This is a genomic window from Ruegeria sp. AH7 (assembly GCF_056541325.1).
This window is the reverse complement of the sequence record NZ_JBQFYF010000005.1, coordinates 186185-203297: the sequence shown is the minus strand read 5'-3', so window position 1 is coordinate 203297 and position 17113 is coordinate 186185. Positions and strand designations below refer to the sequence as shown.

Sequence of the window (17113 nt, the reverse complement as noted above, 5' to 3'; positions counted from 1 at the left end):
TTTGAGCCATTGGTCTTCCACTCGCGCAATGATCTGCTAAATGCAGTAGGACTGGCGAAGGCAAGAGGGCAGCATGGCCGACCGTTTCCGTATCACACTGGCGCAACTCAACCCTGTTGTGGGCGATCTTGAAGGCAATGCAGCCAAGGCGTTTGCGGCTTGGGAACAAGGTCGCGAGGCCGGAGCTGATCTGGTCGCGCTGCCCGAGATGTTCATCACCGGATACAATACGCAGGACCTGATCATGAAGCCGGTGTTTCACCGTGCGGCAATGGCTGCGGTTGAGGACCTGGCCAAGCAATGCGCCGACGGCCCGGCACTGGCCATCGGCGGTCCTTGGGCCGAAGGCGACAGCCTGTTCAACGCCTATCTGATCCTCAAGGGCGGGCGGATCACCAGCAAAGTGCTGAAACATCATCTGCCCAATGAAACGGTGTTTGATGAGGTGCGTCTTTACGATTCAGGCCCTCTAGGTGGGCCGTATTCGGTTGGCAATTCGCGCATCGGCAGCCCGATTTGTGAGGACAGCTGGCATCCGGATGTTGCCGAAACGCTCGAAGAAACCGGGGCTGAGTTTCTGCTGATCCCCAATGGTTCGCCCTATTTCCGCGACAAATACGATGTGCGTTTGAACCACATGGTCGCGCGGGTGGTCGAGACAGGTCTGCCGCTGATTTACTTGAATATGGTCGGCGGGCAGGACGATCAGGTGTTCGATGGGGCTACATTTGGCCTGAATCCGGGTGGAGAACTGGCGTTTCGCATGCCGGTTTTTGATGAAACGGTGACTCATGTGGATCTGGAGCGTGGCGATGACGGTTGGCGGATTGTTCCTGCCGAAATCGTGCCGCAGCCCGATGCGTGGGAGCAGGACTATCGCGCCATGGTGGAATCCTTGCGTGATTACATGGGGAAAACCGGTTTCAAAAAGGCGTTGCTGGGCCTGTCAGGTGGTGTGGATTCTGCCCTTGTTGCAGCGATTGCGGTGGACGCGATAGGGGCCGAGAATGTGCGCTGCGTGATGCTGCCATCGGAATACACCAGCCAGGCATCTCTTGATGATGCTGAGGCGGTCGCAAAAGCGCTGGGCGTTCACTATGAGTTTGTTCCGATCTCGGACAGTCGCGCTGCCGTGACGGATACACTCGCCCCATTGTTCGTGGGGCATGAGGTTGATTTAACAGAAGAAAACATCCAGTCTCGCCTGCGCGGTGTGTTGCTGATGGCGATCTCGAACAAGTTTGGCGAGATGTTGCTGACCACGGGCAACAAATCTGAAGTCGCGGTGGGCTATGCCACGATCTATGGCGACATGAATGGCGGTTATAACCCGATCAAGGACCTGTACAAAACCCGCGTGTTTGAAACCTGCCGCTGGCGCAACGCCAATCACCGCGATTGGATGATGGGACCGGAAGGTGAGGTCATTCGCCCTTCGGTCATCGATAAACCTCCAAGCGCTGAGCTGCGAAAAGATCAGAAAGACAGCGACAGCCTGCCGGATTATCCCGTGCTGGACGGCATACTTGATATTCTTGTGGATCAGGATGGATCTATCGCCGATTGCGTTGCCGCAGGATATGATGAACAGGATGCGCGCAAGGTTGAACATCTGGTCTACATCAGCGAATACAAGCGTTTCCAATCCGCCCCTGGCACGCGTTTGACCAGCCGCGCATTCTGGTTGGACAGACGGTACCCAATTGTGAATCGCTGGCGGGATCGTGGTTAAGCGCTGCGGTTTCTGAATTTGGAAACAGTAACTCCTCAATGCCGCAACCGTTTCCACAAATCGAATAAATCCAAGCAGTTTCAAGCGACTCTGCCGATGTCAGCGCTTGTTTGACTGACATTTTTCTGCCACATTTATGCTTAGAAGTTGCCTCATATGGGGCGGATGTGACGCATTGCTGTAGAGTTCGCAGTTTTCGACAAGTGTTTTGTCTGTGTGGTGCATCCGGGGTTGGATGTCTGAGTTAATGGTGTGGTGTTAACATGTACGAGGAATACGATAAGTCTCTGCACAAGCCGTGGCAGTACAGAACGATGGAATCTCCGGCGCAAGAGCTGGATGAGGTAAAGCTAGACGCTGCAATTGCAGATTTGATCGGCGAGCAGAAGGCGGAACCTTCGCAGCGGCTGGAATTCCCTGATCTAAAGTCACAGCCTGAAATTTCTGCCAAGGACACTGCCAAAGACGGTGGATTGTCCGGAGTGTTGCGCCAGAAATGGGCTGAACTGTCCGGCGCAGCTTAAGCGCTGCCAAATCTATCACGCACTTCGCCTGCTGGCACCTTTGCCACAGGATTGCACTATCGGTCTGATAGCTACTGATTTCCGTTGTCAGAGCATTCCTCTCTGGCATCTTGAGGGCTCGTATATCGTAAGAACGAGTCATTGATGCCAGGCCCAAAGCCAACTCCATTTGAACCTGATCTTTCGATGCCAAAAACTGTTGATGTTGTCGTGATCGGCGGCGGCATTATTGGCGCGTCCACCGCGTTGGAACTGGCCGAACGTGGAGTTTCGGTTTTGCTGTGCGAAAAAGGTCAGATTGCGGGGGAACAAAGCTCTCGCAATTGGGGTTGGGTTCGGCTTGGCATGCGTGACCCGCGTGAGATTCCGTTGATGCAAGAGGCTTTGCGCATCTGGCCGAATTTGGATGCGCGCATTGGGCGACCGACTGGCTACACACAGGCAGGCATCCTGTTCGGAGCGTCTGGAGCGCGGGACGCGGGCAATCTGGAACGCTGGTTGCGCAACGTTGACGGGCTGCAGACCGGGGCACGGATGGTTTCAGGACCTGAACTGGCAGAGCTGCTGCACGGGCAAGAAACCGACTTGAAATGCGCGCTATACATGCCGCAGGACGGGCGCGCGGAACCACAGCTTGCGGCCCCTGCGATTGCCGAAGGTGCGCGAGACAAAGGCGCTGCGGTGATGACCAATTGTGCTGTTCGCAGTCTTGATCTGCAGGATGGTCGGATCACGGGTGTATTTACCGAACGCGGGCGCGTTGCATGCAACCAGGTGGTGCTGGCAGGTGGGGCGTGGTCGCGGCTGTTTGCAAGCAATGCCGGGATCGATTTGCCGCAGCTAAAAGTCCTGAACACCGTCATGCGCAGTTCGCCTGTTGAGGATGGTCCCGAAGCTGCGCTTTGGTCAGATGATTTTGCCATCCGAAAGCGCGCGGATGGGGGATACACCATCGCGTCGGGCCATGAAAACACCTATGACCTTGTGCCCGATAGTTTCCGGCTGGCGTTGCAGTTTCTACCAGCGTTTGTTCAGGAATGGAGGTCGTTGCGCTTTCGCCTGTCTGGCCGTTGGAAGGTTGAAGCCGCGCAAGATTGGAAATGGCTACCCACTGATGTTACCCCGTTCGAGCATTGCAGGGTTCTGGACCCAGAGCCATCGCAAAAGGTTCTGCGCAATGCCTGGGCCAGCGCCACAAAAGGATTCCCCGCCTTTCAAAAGGCTGAAATCGTGCAAAGCTGGGCTGGGTTGATCGATGTCACTCCAGATGCGATCCCGGTGATTTCCACAGTGGATGACGTCCCTGGATTGGTCATTGCCACAGGGTTCTCGGGGCATGGCTTTGGGATTGGACCGGGGGCCGGGCGTTTGGCAGCCGATCTGGTAACCCAGTGTGCGCCTTGCGTGGATCCGGCCGCTTTTCGCTTGTCGCGGTTCAGCGATGGTTCAAAAGTGCGGCCGGACCCAGGTTATTGAGCGCTTAGCCCATCATCTGATAGCTGACCGGAACAAAGCGGAAGCCGTCGCCACGTGTCTCCACGAAACCGGCAGCGGGGAAGGGCATGTGATAGCCGATCATCGGTACCTTGTCGGCGGCCAGCAGGCCCAAAATCTTACGACGTGATTCCGTTGCGGCAGCTTTGTCCATGTCGAACCGAACTTCCCATTCGGGGTGCGCAAAGGACCAGACATAATGATTGGCAAGATCCGCTGTCAGGATAAGACGCTGGCCGTTACTTTCCAAGTGATAGACCATGTGACCGGGGGTATGTCCAAATGTCGCCATCGCCGTCACACCCGAGGCCACGTCACCGCCATCCTCGATGAAGGTCATCTTTTCTGCCAGAGGCGTGACTTTGGCAGAAACCAGATCGCCGACCCGGTTCCCGGCTTCCTGAGCGGACCAGAAGTCATACTCGGGTGCCGCGGTGACATAGCGCGCATTTGCGAATGTCGGCGCGTCATTCGTGGTCATACCACCGATATGGTCCGGGTGCATATGGGTCAGCACGACCACGTCAATCTGATCGGGCGTGACACCTGCATCTGCCAAAGCGGCCTGAATGCCACCCTGACCAAGCCCGGTGTCGAACAGGATCAGTTCCGAACCTGTGTTCACCAGAGTCGGCGTGAAAAAGAATTGTGCCACGTCAGGCGAGATGAAGTTTTCGGCCGATACTTTCGCGAATTCCTCATCCGAGGCGCCGCCCCCGAAGATCTCCTGCGCGCCGTCGCGTGGCAGGCTGCCATCAAGCAGGGTTGTGACCGTAAAGTCGCCCAGCTGGAATGATTTTGCGATGGTCGAGTTCGCCTTTGTCTCGGCTCCGGCCGCAAAAAGTGGGGTCGCTGCGGATGCAAATGGAAGGGCTGCAGCGGCGCCAAGGGCCGCTCTGCGTGTCAAATTGATGGCCATTTCTTAGTCTCCCTGTCAGAATGCCAGCGAAAAAGGTAGTTCGCTTCGGATCGCGTGCCACTTTATACACCGGTACTTAGTCTTCGTGGATGAACAATGCGTGTTAATATTTGTTCATCTTGCGATCTGGAATGCCTGCGGAACTTGGGCAATCCGAAACGCCTGCTGGACAAAAACGCGCCTTTGTGACAAGAGCCGCGCCAACAGGAGACACCCATGACAACCACCCGTTTCGCCCCGTCGCCCACCGGTTACATCCACGTGGGCAACCTGCGTACCGCATTGATGAACTATTTGATCGCTCGCAAGGCGGGCGGAACGTTCATCCTGCGCATCGACGATACAGACCCAGAGCGGTCGAAGGAAGAATATGTCGATGCGATCAAGGAGGATATGGAGTGGCTGGGCCTGCACTGGGATCGGGTGGAGCGTCAGTCCGAACGTCTGGACCGCTACGCAGAAGCCGCTGACAAGCTGCGCGAGATGGGCCGGTTCTATGAAGCGTTTGAGACGCCGACCGAGCTGGACCTCAAGCGCAAGAAGCAGCTGAACATGGGCAAGCCCCCGGTCTATGACCGCGCCGCTTTGAACCTTTCGGATGCTGAAAAAGAAGAGCTTCGAGCTGAACGTGGCAATGGCGTCTGGCGGTTCAAACTGGATCACGAGCGGATCGAGTGGAATGACGACATTCTGGGCGACATTTCGATCGATGCGGCCTCGGTGTCTGATCCGGTGCTGATCCGGGGCGATGGTCAGGTTCTCTACACGATTGCGTCTGTTGTGGACGATACCGAGATGGGCGTGACCGATGTGGTGCGCGGCTCGGACCATGTAACAAACACGGCGACCCAGATTCAGATCATCGAGGCGCTGGGCGGAACGTGCCCCCGCTTTGCGCATCATTCATTGCTGACTGGCCCGCAAGGTGAAGCGCTGTCCAAACGTCTTGGTACGCTCGCCCTGCGCGATCTGCGTGAACAGGGTGTACAGCCGATGGCCTTGCTGAGCCTGATGGCGCGTTTGGGGTCGTCTGATCCAGTTGAACTTCGCTCGGACATGGCCGAGCTGATCGAAGGCTTCGATGTAAACCGCTTTGGCGCCGCCCCGACCAAGTTCGACGTGCAGGACCTGTTCCCGCTGACTGCCAAGCACTTGCAATCGCTGCCGCTGGCAGAAGTTGCAGATGCCGTGGCCGAGGCAGGCGTTCCGGGGGAATTGGCCGAGCCGTTCTGGGCGATGGCTCGTGAGAACATCACCACTCTGGCCGATCTAAAAGGCTGGTGGGAATTGTGCCGCGATGGGGCTGAGCCGCTGATCGCCGATGAAGACCGCGATTTCATCGCTGAGGCGATTGCGCTGTTACCCGACGGGCCGTTCGATGCTGAAACATGGGGCAGCTGGACCAAAGCTGTGAAAGAGGCGACGGGCCGTAAAGGCAAAGGCCTGTTCATGCCGCTGCGCAAGGCGCTGACAGGGATGGAGCGGGGGCCGGAAATGGCGGCTTTGTTGCCGCTACTTCAGGTGATCCGCGCGCGGGGCTGAATGCGCTGAACCGAAAGCAAACTAGAATTTGAAAGAGGCAGGCAGTGCGTCTGCCTCTTTTTGGTGCTGCGGCTGAAGGATCGTCACCGATGCTCGCTGCAGGCGGTCATCCACAAATGCGGTCTCATCTGGTTTGAGCGGTTGGTGGCGTGAATACTTTGGCTCTGCCCGGTCATTCAGCACCGGTGCGTCCCAGCCATCAGTCGTAGCAAAGAAACGGTCGGCCCCGTCTGGCCCGAATGTGCGCAGATATCCCTGTATAACCACATCGATGTAGCTGAGCAGCAAGGGGTGGTGATACGAGGGCTGATTATGACGCTCCTCTGGCACCGCATAGACCGCGATTTCGACGTCGTGGGTCAGCGGATGGGAGACTGACTGCGTTGTCGGGATGCGATCATAGGCCCATTCCCGTTCATCCAACGCGGCCCAGTCGTTCTTGGGAACATGCGCGATCATGCCTTCGATCTCAGAGTCTGGATCGGGCACGGCAGTCAGGAAGGCAACAGACCGCAAATCTGTGTGCTTCCAAGCCCGTCGCCACCCTTTGAGCTTTGCCGGGCTTGGATCTGGAAAATCATGAGTGGCCAGGTTCACAAGGCTGCCATAGCCAAAGAAATAGGGGTTTGCCATCTGCTTGGGGCCTTTCGGTCAATTGATGTATGTCAAACCGCTTTTTCGCCCGACATGCAATAAGGCTGCATAGTTGAGTGAGGGAGGTTCCCATGCGGATTACCAAACGAACGAATATTGCTGTGCGTCTGCTGATGTATTGTGCGGCGCATCCGGATCGGCTGGTGACGAAATCCGAGATTGCTGAGGTGTGCAACATCTCGGAAAACCACTTGGCGCAGGTGATCAATCAACTTGGCCAGCTGAACTATCTGAGCACGCAGCGCGGCCGAAACGGGGGCATGTCGCTGGCGCGTCCCGCAGATCAAATCCGGATCGGCGCTGTGTTTCGGCATGTGGAGGGATCGCTGCCAATTGCCGAATGTTTCGCGGATGCCGACAACACTTGCCCGCTGACCGATGCCTGCCGCCTGCGTGTGGCATTGCGGGATGCGGCCGAGGTTTTTTATGCATCGCTTGATGATGTCACGCTGGACGCGCTGATCTGTGACAATGATCCGTTGCTGAAAATCCTGCAGCCTGTGGCCTGCGCGCGCTAGGGTCAGTCGCTGGCGCGCAATATGCGGGCCGGTCTGACAGATAGGGGCCGCAATGCGAAGATCAGCCCTGCGCCGAGCGTGACAACGACCCCTGTGATCACGATGCCCAATGCTGAGGGCCAGATCACCTGGAACCCCGTGTCGAAGATATAGGTGGCAACGGCCCAGCCGCCGAGGATGCCAACCAGCAAGGCAATACAGCCCGCAGCAGCCCCCAGCAGCATGGCGCGCAGCGTGAAGCTCATCAAAATACGACGGCGATCAGCACCGATTGTTTTGAGGATAGCCGCCTCATACCGGCGGGCTGGTTCGCCCGCTGCCGCAGCACCGATCAGAACAAGGAAACCGGTGAGCAGCGACACGCCCGCGCCATAAGATGTTGCCGAGGCAAGCCCTGCCAACAGGCCCGAGACCCGGTCGATGGCGTCACGTACACGTACTGCAGTGATATTGGGGAACTGGCCTGCCAGATCGCGCAGAATGGCGGCTTCGGCCTGTTCTTCGGCATAGACGGTTGCAATAAAACTATGCGGTGCGCCGGCCAGGGCCGAAGGGTTCATCGACATGATAAAGCCCATGCCCGCCGTCGAAAAATCCACCTCCCGCAGGGATGTGACGGTAGCGGTGATATCCCGGCCCAGAATGTTCACGGTCAGATTGTCGCCGATGTTCAAACCCATTTCCTCGGCCTCTTCGGCGGCAAAACTGATCTGAGGGCTGCCTGCATAGTCTTCCGGCCACCATTCCCCCGCTGTGATCCGTGCGTTTTCTGGGGGGCGGACAGAGTAGGTGACGCCTCGGTCGCCTTCCAAAACCCAGTGATTCCCCGCGACCTCGCGCGCGGGTTGATCGTTGATCTTGGTAATGATGCCGCGCAACATGGGCGCGCTTTCCAGACGGCTGACAGCGGGGTCAGTTTCCAACCGTTCAGTGAAACCGGGCATTTGGTCTTTCTGGATGTCCACAAAGAAGTAGGAGGGCGCGACCTCGGGCAGGTTGCCTGAAATGGCATTGCGCAATGTGCCGTCGATCTGACCAACCGCTGCAAGGACCGAGAGGCCCAAGCCAAGAGACAAGACCACTGAACCGGCCCCTTCGCGGGGGTCAGAGATGGCGGCCAGGGCCCACCGCAATGAAGGGCGACCACGCGACCATGGAACGCCCCTTCGCGCCAGCCAGCGAATGGCGATGGCGGCCACGGACAGAAGGACCAGCGCCCCGACCAATCCGCCGCTTGTCCAAAGCGTAAGCTCGGTTGAGCCGCTGAACCAGGCAGCGGCTGCGATCAGGATTGCCAGCCCCAGTCCTGTCGCCATCACATAGGACAGCCGGGGAATCTGTCGGGCCGAGGTCAAGGCGTCGCGGAACAGGGTGGCGGCGCGGACCTCCTCAGTCCGGGCGAGCGGCCAGAGGGTAAACAGGAACGCCGTGAGTAGCCCGTAGAGCGCGGCTTCGGCCAGGGGTTGGGGGTAGATCGAAAACACAGCAGGCACGGGCAGCTGGCTTTCAATGACCGGAGCCAAAATAACAGGAGCAAGCCCGCCGAGGACAACACCTATTGCGATACCAACCCCGGACAACAACCCGATCTGAATCATATAGGTCTGAAACACGGTTGCCCGATCTGCCCCCAATGTGCGCAGCGTAGCGATGGTTTCCGTTTTCTGTGACAGATACGCCCGGACAGCGGCGGAAACACCGATGCCGCCCACAGCCAGCCCGGACAGGCCGACCAGGACCAGAAAGGCGCTGAGCCGACCCACAAACTCAGCGATGCCCGGCGCGCCGTTACGCGCATCCGTCCAGCGCATTCCCGTGCCATCAAACGTTTCTGCAGCCTCAGCCGAGATCACCTCCAGCGCGGTCGCATCCGGCAGATCCAGCCGGTATTTGGTCGAGAACAGAGTGCCCGGTTCCAACAGGCCCGAGGCGCTTAGGTCTTCGGTTCGGACCAGCGTTCTGGGACCAAGGCCAAAGCCTCCAGCCGCGCCATCAGGTTCTGCAGTCAGCGCAGCCATCAGGACGAATTCCTGCGTGCCCAAGGCAAAGGTATCTCCAATTGAAAGCCCCAGCCGATCCATCAGGACCTGTTCCATCACGGCGCCCGGCAGATTGATGTCACCGCCCAGAGCATCGGACAACAGCATGTCTGGCTTCAGTCCAACCTCGCCTAGCAGAGGATAGCTAGCGTCAACAGCCTTTATCTGCGTCAGTGCACGTTCGGGGCCTGTTTCTTGTTGAACAACGGCAAGTGAACGAAAATCCACGACCTCTGATACCGCCTGGGCTTCTTTTTTCATCCAAGCGCGTTCTTCAGGGGTGGCGAACCGATAGGTGAACTCCAGCTCGGCATCACCCCCGAGCAAGGCTGCACCTTCCTGCGTCAGCCCGGTTTGAATTGCATATCGAACCGAACCAACCGCAGCGATTGCGGCGACGCCAAGCGCCAGACAGGCAAGAAATATGCGAAACCCGCGCAGGCCACCTCGCAGTTCACATCGCGCCAGCCGTCCGGCCAGTCGCAGGCTCATTCTGCCGCCTCTTTTTGTGCATCCTCGGCAATGCGCCCATCGCGTAACCGAACTACCCGGTCACAGCGGTCGGCCAGGGTGTGGCTATGGGTCACCAGAACCAGTGTCGCACCGTGTTTGTCACGCAAGCCAAACAGCAGGTCTACGATAGCCGCACCATTTGCCTCATCCAGATTTCCTGTAGGCTCATCCGCCAGCAGGATCTGAGGGCGCGGTGCCGAGGCGCGGGCGAGCGCCACGCGTTGCTGCTCACCCCCGGACAGTTGCGCCGGATAGTGATCGCGCCTGTGCGACAGGCCGACCGAGTCAAGTTCGGCCTCGGCCCGGGCAAAGGCATCCTTGTGACCGGCCAATTCCAAAGGCGTGGCGACGTTTTCCAATGCAGTCATCGTCGGGATCAGGTGAAAATTCTGAAACACCACACCCATCGTATCCCGGCGGAACCGTGCCAAGTGGTCTTCGTCCATCCCGGTCAGGTCCTGACCCAAGGCTGTGACCGAGCCTCCGGTCGCCTGTTCCAAGCCGCCCATCAACATCAACAGCGAGGACTTGCCCGACCCTGATGGCCCGACCAAACCCAGTGTCTCACCCTTGTTTACCGACAGCGTAATGCCGTGCAGAATATCCACCCGACCGGCATTGCCTTCCAATGACAAAGCAGCATTTTGGAGGGAGAGAACGGTCTGTGGCATAAGACTTTCCATATAGGAGCAACATCTTGGGATATGGAGCACTTACGAGAATGCGCAAGGGTCTGCTGGCGGGCCTGTTTACCTGTTGCGGTTTTGCGGCCACAGCAGAACCTGTTGTCATCGCAGCCTTGGGGGACTCGCTGACACAAGGCTATGGGCTGGTCGAAGAGGACGGGTTTGTCCCGCAGCTGGAACGTTGGCTTGCGGCTGAGGGAGCAGACGTTCGCGTAATCAACGCAGGTGTCTCTGGCGATACGACGGCCGGGGGTGCGGCACGGGTCGAATGGACCCTGACCCCCGAGGTGGATGGTATGATCGTGGCGCTGGGCGGCAATGACTTGCTGCGCGGGATCGACCCGGATGTGTCGCGCACCAACCTGGAGAAAATTCTGATGGTCGCGCAGGCAGGGGATGTTGAGGTCCTGTTAGTGGGCATGCAAGCCCCGGGCAACTACGGGCCTGCATACAAGCAAAGCTTCGATGATATGTACCCCGAGTTAGCGCAGGAATACGATACGCTTTATGCCACCAGCTTCTTCGAAGGTTTGGTAGCGGATGGCGATCCTAATACTGTTGGAGAATTCATGCAGTCCGATGGTATTCACCCCAACGCCAGGGGTGTTGCTCTTATTGTCGAGGCTTTGGGGCCCACGGTTCTGGAATTGGTCAACGCGACTACAGATTAAGGGGGGCATATGCCTGGGCGATTCTTTCTGACGCGACCAATCTCCGACATTGCCGATGTGCTTGGCGTTTCGGGCAACGTTCCGGCGCAAACTGCCCGCCGCAATATCCAACCCGGGCAAGAGATGTTGGTGTTGACCCAATCGAGTCTTGTGCCGATGCGTTGGGGCATGATCCCGGTTGGTCGGGTCAATGCGCGTGGTCGCCCGGTGATGGAAACGATCATCAACGCCCGCTCTGAGACCGTGTTCGACAAAACCGCATTCAAAGGCGTTGGTCGCGCCGTTGTCCCCGTCGACGGGTGGTACGAATGGACAGGTGAGAAGCGCCGCAAGACTGCATGGCGTATCTGTTCCGCCGACGGAGCCCCGCTGTTTTTAGCAGCGATCACAGATACATGGCAGGCCCCAGGCGGGTTGCAGGTCGATCAGTTTGCGACCGTCACCTGTGAGCCGAATGGTGATGTGAAACCGATCCACCACCGGATGGGTGTCCTGTTGAAACCTGCAGATATTAACACTTGGCTAACCGGCTCCGAGGATCAGGCCAAGGAATTGACCCGTCCCTTGCCGGACGGGTTGTTGCATATCGAAGAAGCGACCGATGTAGATTGGACCGCGCCGTAGGGGCTCAGACCACTGTCACCACCGTTCCAATCGGAACACGGTTGTATAGATCGACCACATGTTCGTTCAGCATCCGGATGCACCCGTTCGAGGCCGCCCGTCCGATGGTCTGCGGCTGCGTTGTGCCATGAATACGGAAATAGGTATCGACCCCGTTTTGGAACAAATAGAGCGCGCGGGCACCCAACGGGTTGTCGCCTCCGCCCGGTTGCACATAGTCGTTGTCCTTGAAACGAGCATATGCGACCGGGTCGCGTTCGATCATCTCATTCGTAGGGCGCCACGTGGGCCATTCCTTCTTGACGTCTATGGTCGCGGTGCCCGTGAATTCCAGCCCCGCCTTGCCGACCCCGCAGCCATAGCGGATCGCCTTTCGGGGTTCGGTCACGAAATAAAGGTAGAAGGATCGGGGCACGACCAGCAACTGACCGGGCTGAAATTGCTTTTTGATCCGCACATATTGCGGCGTCGGATCATACTCCACCGCCTTCTTGGCGCTAGCAATGTCGGGCATCAGGCTGACAGCCGTACCGGCAAGAAACACGCGGCGTGTGAACATGGGTGAACCCCTTCAATTGACCAATGCAATCATGACTATGCTGTCAGGATGATAGCAAATCTGGTCAATTCTAGGGCAGATGTCGCGAAAAAATGATCTGTTCCGGCTGCATACCGAAGCGCGGAACGGAAAAAGGGTGAGGATTTCCCCTCACCCTGTGCTTGGCTTAGGCCAGCTGGATATCGTCGGCGCTTTCGCGGCCGTCACGACCCGAGCGCAGCTCGTACGTGACTTTCTGGTTGTCGGCCAGACCGGTGAGGCCCGAACGCTCGACAGCCGAGATGTGGACGAAGATGTCTTTGCCGCCATCTTCAGGTGCGATAAAGCCGTAGCCTTTGGTGGTGTTGAACCATTTTACGGTGCCTGCTGGCATATCCGTTGTCTCCTGTTTGGTGCTGCCCACGGTGTTGCGGCAGCCCGGCGTCGTTGTCTGTATCGATAGACTGAGCGCCGGAATCGGAGACAGTGGGTCGAAATAGAAAAACGTAAGCCCTTTGCATATGGCATTGACGAGGGCATGTGGCAAGGGCGGAGTGTGCGGAATATACTTTGCTTTCAGGGTCCAACGGGTGTTTTGAACGGAAATCCGCCGAGTGAAAATTAACCGCCCTCTCGCCAGTATTCGTCAATCAATCATGATGTTCGTGCGGGTCGGGTTGATGCGGAGTGGAGCGCTGTGGTCACCGAGGGCATGTTCGGAGAGCCGTAGGATGGAGTTTCACCCCATAATTTGGGGGGCGGACTTTGGAAGTGGTTTGGTGCGCGGGAACAGATAGTGCGGGTGTTTGGGTAGGGTTTTTGAGTGAGTGATGGGGTGAAACCCCATCCTGCACTGGCTACACCGCTGAACCGGCGTTCTTCATTAATATTTGCCTTACGCAATTCCTGTGATGCTGGGTTAAGGCTTGTTCAATCTGGAGGACGGTGTATGCCGATGAGATTTTAGCCTCTGGATCATTGGCTGAAGCATGAAACCAAGCAAAACATGTAGCAACATCGAAATCGACAACGCCTTGGACTAGCGAGAGCTAGAAGACCGCGTCTAACTCGCTCGACCCACTGCTCTTGACAAGTGCTACGCCTGCCACAATGAGATTGATGAGATTGAAACTTTTGTCTGCGCGCAAGTCTAAATAGCTTTTTTGCTCTGGCCCAAACTCGGTTTCAATAGCTTTGTTTTCAAGAAGCTTCTCACAAGCTTCACGACAATTTACCATCCGCAGTTTTTCGTGTGCTTGTGTGCCTTCTCTTTCGAGAAGCCGAGCTTTCTCGTCGTTGATCATCGACAAAAGAGAATAGAATGAGTTTTCAAAAACCTGCTTTTCTAGGGCAAGTTTTTGAGTTTGATTGATCTCTTCTTGACCTTTGAGAAGCTCGCGTGTGTCATTTCGTTCTTCTTTGACTTGCTCAAGTTCTTCTCGTTGTAAGCTTACAGCAAGCACAAGCATCAAGAGCGCGGTTCCCGAAAAAAGTGCATTCGCAGCACCAAATGTATCACCAAATGTACCGCCAGTTTGGTCTGCTAGAATGGCGTAAACAAAGTTTGTCAAATAGGCGCAAGGCACGAACCAAAGTGCATGTTTCAGCCAAAAGCGAAGTTCTTTGAATCTATTCATGTTCTTGAACCGACTTAAGAAATAGAAAGGGCAGCATGTTTGCCGCCCATCCATTGTTACCGCGCAAACTTCTTATGCTTTAACCGCTTGGGCTCCAGCGCATCCGGTCCCAGACGGCGCTTTTTGTCCTCTTCGTAGTCCTCGAAGTTGCCCTCAAACCACTCCACATGTGCATCGCCTTCGAAGGCCAGAATGTGTGTACAAATCCGGTCAAGGAAGAAGCGGTCGTGCGAGATGACGACGGCGCAGCCGGCGAAATCGACCAGGGCGTCTTCCAGCGCGCGCAGGGTTTCGACGTCCAGATCGTTGGTCGGTTCGTCGAGCAGCAGGACGTTGCCGCCTTCTTTCAGCAGGCGGGCCATATGGACGCGGTTTCGCTCACCGCCTGACAGCAGCGAGACCTTCTTCTGTTGGTCGCCGCCCTTGAAGTTGAAGGACGAGCAATAGGCGCGGGAATTGACCTGTGCGTCGCCCAGCTGGATGATCTCGGCGCCGCCGGTGATCGCCTCCCATACGGTATCGTTGTCTTTCAGGTCGTCGCGGGACTGGTCGACATAGGACAGCTCGACCGTGTCGCCCAGCGTGATGGTGCCGCTGTCGGGCTGTTCCTGACCGGTCAGCATCTTGAACAGCGTCGATTTACCGGCACCGTTGGGGCCGATGACGCCGACGATGCCGCCTGGCGGCAGGGCAAAGTCCAGCCCTTCGATCAGTTGCTTGTCGCCCATGTGTTTCGACAGGCCCTCGACATCGATCACCTTGCCGCCAAGGCGCTGGCCGTTAGGGATGACGATCTGGGCGCGGGTCAATTTTTCGCGTTCGGACTGTTCCGCCAGCTCGTTATAGGCGTTAATCCGGGCCTTGGATTTGGCTTGACGGGCCTTCTGACCCTGACGCATCCATTCCAGCTCGCGCTGAAGGGTCTTCTGCTTAGACTTGTCCTCGCGCGCTTCCTGCTCCAGCCGCTTAGCTTTCTGTTCCAGCCATGCGGAGTAGTTGCCCTCGTAAGGAATACCCCGACCACGGTCGAGTTCGAGGATCCAGCCCGTAATATCATCCAGGAAGTATCGGTCGTGGGTGACGATCAGGATGGTGCCTTTGTAGTCGATCAGGTGCTGTTGTAGCCAGGCGATGGTCTCGGCGTCCAGATGGTTGGTCGGTTCGTCCAGCAGCAGCATGTCAGGTGCTTCCAGCAACAGTTTGCACAGCGCCACGCGGCGTTTCTCACCACCCGAGAGGTTGGCGATGTTGGCATCGTCTGGCGGGCAGCGCAGCGCCTCCATCGAGACATCGATCTGGCTGTCGAGGTCCCACAGGTTCTCCGCGTCGATCGCGTCCTGCAGGGTGGTCATTTCTTCCATCAGCTCGTCGGAGTAGTTCTCGGCGATTTCCATGGCGATCTCGTTGAAGCGATCGACCTTGGCCTTTTTCGCCGAGACGCCAAGCATGACGTTTTCGCGTACGGTCAGCGATTCATCCAGCTGCGGTTCCTGCGGCAGATAGCCAACCTTGGCGCCCTCAGCCGCCCAGGCCTCACCGGTGAAGTCGGTATCGAGGCCAGCCATGATCTTCATCAGTGTCGATTTACCCGCGCCGTTAACGCCGACGACACCGATTTTCACGCCGGGCAGAAAGCTCAGGTGAATGTTTTCAAAGCACTTCTTGCCACCGGGATAGGTCTTGGAGACACCCTGCATGTGGTAGACATATTGATAGGCGGCCATGTCGCGTCCTCTGGGTCGGGGAAATTGGGTTGAAACGCTTGATATCCAAGCGGGGCGGGCGGGGCAAGCTGGTGGTTTCGTGATTTTTGCTGAGACCTTGGGCGGGCTAGAGTGGCTTCGGTTTGAGAGGCGCGTGAGATGTCAGAACTTGCGGAATTGATTGCTGGTTGGGCAAAACCAGGTCGGGTCGATTGGATCGGAGTGCGTCCAGCCCGTCGGGTCGAGATCGTCACCTTAGGCGACGCTATGATTTCCGCTGATGGCTTGGATGGAGATCGCAGTCGAGCGGGCAAGAGGGCGGTGACGTTGGTTCAGCAGGAGCATCTGGCAGCGATTGGGTCGTATTTAGGGCAGGGGCCGGTTACACCCGCAATCCTGCGGCGTAATCTGGTGGTTTCGGGGATCAATCTGGCGGCGCTCAAGGGGCGCGAGGTACAGGTGGGGGAGGCGATCTTGCGATTCACTGTGATCTGTGCGCCATGCAGTCGGATGGAGGAGGCGCTGGGTAGCGGCGGCTATTCCGCCGTGCGCGGGCATGGGGGCTGGTGTGCGGAAGTCCTCCGGCCCGGGCGCGTCAAGTTGGGTGATGCGGTGCAACCGGTTGATTGACAACGCCCGCCAGTTCTGAACATCAGCGTGGGATGGAGCGATACCACATTCCATATGCGCGGCCCGGGCAGGTGATTGGGTTGTTCGGCGGGTCTTTTGATCCGCCGCACAAAGGACATGTGCACGTGACGCTTGAGGCGATGAAGGCCTTCGGGCTGGATCGGGTGTGGTGGCTGGTGTCTCCGGGCAATCCGTTGAAGGAGCACGGACCGGCCCCTCTGGCGCAGCGGGTTGAGGCCGCGCGGGGGGTCATACAGCACCCGGATGTCGAGATCACGGATATCGAGGCGCTGACAGGAACGCGGGCGACGGCGGATACTCTGATGGCGTTGCACCGGCTCTATCCGCAAGTCAAATTCGTCTGGCTGATGGGGGCTGACAATCTTGCGCAGTTTCATCACTGGAAGGATTGGCGGCGGATCATGGACAGCGTACCGGTAGGCGTTGTAGCGCGGCCGGGGGATCGGATCTCGGCCCGGATGTCGCCTGCGGCGCGGCTCTATGCCAAATACCGGATCGACGGGCAGGCGCGGCACCTGCTGGGGCGGGCGAAAGCCCCGGCCTGGTGTTTTGTGAACGTGCCGATGGTGGATATGAGCTCGACCCAGATCCGCAAGCGTGGGGGTTGGAGCGTTCAGGTGTTGCCGGAATAGCCACACTATCTGCATATTCTCATGCAATGGTTGTCT

The 17113-nt window shown here is 57.7% G+C and carries 17 protein-coding genes; 9 read left to right on the top strand and 8 right to left on the bottom strand.

Going from position 1 to position 17113, the window contains the following annotated elements; all coding sequences use genetic code 11:
* The first annotated feature begins 73 nt into the window (after nt 1-73).
* The 3 genes from ACR0JX_RS13465 (at nt 74) to ACR0JX_RS13455 (ending at nt 3732) form a co-directional block, all read left to right on the top strand.
* Nucleotides 74-1732, top strand: coding sequence for an NAD+ synthase (locus ACR0JX_RS13465; RefSeq protein ID WP_480544307.1), 1659 nt, complete (start codon nt 74-76; stop codon nt 1730-1732).
* A 263-nt stretch (nt 1733-1995) separates the two neighbouring features.
* A complete protein-coding gene (locus tag ACR0JX_RS13460; RefSeq protein ID WP_480544306.1) occupies nt 1996-2256 on the top strand; it encodes a hypothetical protein in 261 nt (86 codons plus the stop codon).
* A 144-nt stretch (nt 2257-2400) separates the two neighbouring features.
* Nucleotides 2401-3732: an NAD(P)/FAD-dependent oxidoreductase gene (locus tag ACR0JX_RS13455; RefSeq protein ID WP_480544305.1), complete on the top strand. Its 1332-nt coding sequence runs from the start codon at nt 2401-2403 to the stop codon at nt 3730-3732.
* 4 nt (nt 3733-3736) lie between these two features.
* Here ACR0JX_RS13455 and ACR0JX_RS13450 read toward each other — a convergent pair whose 3' ends face one another.
* Entirely contained in the window at nt 3737-4669 is a 933-nt protein-coding gene (locus tag ACR0JX_RS13450; RefSeq protein ID WP_480544304.1) for an MBL fold metallo-hydrolase, read from the bottom strand.
* A gap of 216 nt (nt 4670-4885) precedes the next feature.
* Between ACR0JX_RS13450 and gltX the strand changes: the two genes are divergently transcribed.
* Complete coding sequence (gltX, locus tag ACR0JX_RS13445) at nt 4886-6211, top strand: glutamate--tRNA ligase (RefSeq protein WP_480544303.1); 1326 nt, start codon at nt 4886-4888, stop codon at nt 6209-6211.
* A gap of 21 nt (nt 6212-6232) precedes the next feature.
* Here gltX and ACR0JX_RS13440 read toward each other — a convergent pair whose 3' ends face one another.
* Entirely contained in the window at nt 6233-6844 is a 612-nt protein-coding gene (locus tag ACR0JX_RS13440; protein WP_480544302.1) for a gamma-glutamylcyclotransferase family protein, read from the bottom strand.
* Nucleotides 6845-6936: 92 nt separating this feature from the next.
* On the opposite strand from ACR0JX_RS13440, the gene ACR0JX_RS13435 reads away from it, so the two are divergent.
* Nucleotides 6937-7383, top strand: coding sequence for an RrF2 family transcriptional regulator (locus tag ACR0JX_RS13435; RefSeq protein WP_480544301.1), 447 nt, complete (start codon nt 6937-6939; stop codon nt 7381-7383).
* Nucleotides 7384-7385: 2 nt separating this feature from the next.
* On the opposite strand, the gene ACR0JX_RS13430 is transcribed toward ACR0JX_RS13435, so the two are convergent.
* Both ACR0JX_RS13430 and ACR0JX_RS13425 read right to left on the bottom strand, forming a co-directional pair.
* On the bottom strand, nt 7386-9914 hold the full coding sequence (locus ACR0JX_RS13430; RefSeq protein WP_480544300.1) for an ABC transporter permease: 2529 nt from the start codon (nt 9912-9914) through the stop codon (nt 7386-7388).
* Nucleotides 9911-10606 carry an ABC transporter ATP-binding protein gene (locus ACR0JX_RS13425; protein WP_480544299.1) on the bottom strand — a complete coding sequence of 232 codons (696 nt, stop codon included), beginning with the start codon at nt 10604-10606 and terminating at the stop codon, nt 9911-9913. The genes ACR0JX_RS13430 and ACR0JX_RS13425 overlap by 4 nt, the downstream gene beginning before the upstream one ends.
* Nucleotides 10607-10656: 50 nt before the next feature.
* On the opposite strand from ACR0JX_RS13425, the gene ACR0JX_RS13420 reads away from it, so the two are divergent.
* Nucleotides 10657-11292 carry an arylesterase gene (locus ACR0JX_RS13420; protein WP_480544298.1) on the top strand — a complete coding sequence of 212 codons (636 nt, stop codon included), beginning with the start codon at nt 10657-10659 and terminating at the stop codon, nt 11290-11292.
* 9 nt (nt 11293-11301) lie between these two features.
* Nucleotides 11302-11916 (top strand): SOS response-associated peptidase, encoded by a 615-nt coding sequence (locus ACR0JX_RS13415; RefSeq protein ID WP_480544297.1) that lies wholly within the window; start codon nt 11302-11304, stop codon nt 11914-11916.
* Nucleotides 11917-11920: 4 nt separating this feature from the next.
* Here ACR0JX_RS13415 and ACR0JX_RS13410 read toward each other — a convergent pair whose 3' ends face one another.
* The 4 genes from ACR0JX_RS13410 to ettA form a co-directional block, all read right to left on the bottom strand.
* The gene (locus ACR0JX_RS13410; RefSeq protein WP_480544296.1) at nt 11921-12475 is read right to left on the bottom strand and encodes a L,D-transpeptidase; all 555 of its coding nucleotides are present in this window, start codon (nt 12473-12475) and stop codon (nt 11921-11923) included.
* 166 nt (nt 12476-12641) lie between these two features.
* Nucleotides 12642-12848 carry a cold-shock protein gene (locus tag ACR0JX_RS13405; RefSeq protein WP_170350547.1) on the bottom strand — a complete coding sequence of 69 codons (207 nt, stop codon included), beginning with the start codon at nt 12846-12848 and terminating at the stop codon, nt 12642-12644.
* 655 nt (nt 12849-13503) lie between these two features.
* A complete protein-coding gene (locus tag ACR0JX_RS13400) occupies nt 13504-14091 on the bottom strand; it encodes a hypothetical protein (RefSeq protein ID WP_480544295.1) in 588 nt (195 codons plus the stop codon).
* A gap of 56 nt (nt 14092-14147) precedes the next feature.
* Entirely contained in the window at nt 14148-15815 is a 1668-nt protein-coding gene (gene ettA, locus ACR0JX_RS13395; protein WP_480544294.1) for an energy-dependent translational throttle protein EttA, read from the bottom strand.
* A gap of 138 nt (nt 15816-15953) precedes the next feature.
* On the opposite strand from ettA, the gene ACR0JX_RS13390 reads away from it, so the two are divergent.
* Both ACR0JX_RS13390 and ACR0JX_RS13385 read left to right on the top strand, forming a co-directional pair.
* Nucleotides 15954-16424 (top strand): MOSC domain-containing protein, encoded by a 471-nt coding sequence (locus ACR0JX_RS13390; protein ID WP_480544293.1) that lies wholly within the window; start codon nt 15954-15956, stop codon nt 16422-16424.
* A gap of 32 nt (nt 16425-16456) precedes the next feature.
* The gene (locus ACR0JX_RS13385) at nt 16457-17077 is read left to right on the top strand and encodes a nicotinate-nucleotide adenylyltransferase (protein ID WP_480544292.1); all 621 of its coding nucleotides are present in this window, start codon (nt 16457-16459) and stop codon (nt 17075-17077) included.
* Nucleotides 17078-17113 lie beyond the last annotated feature (36 nt).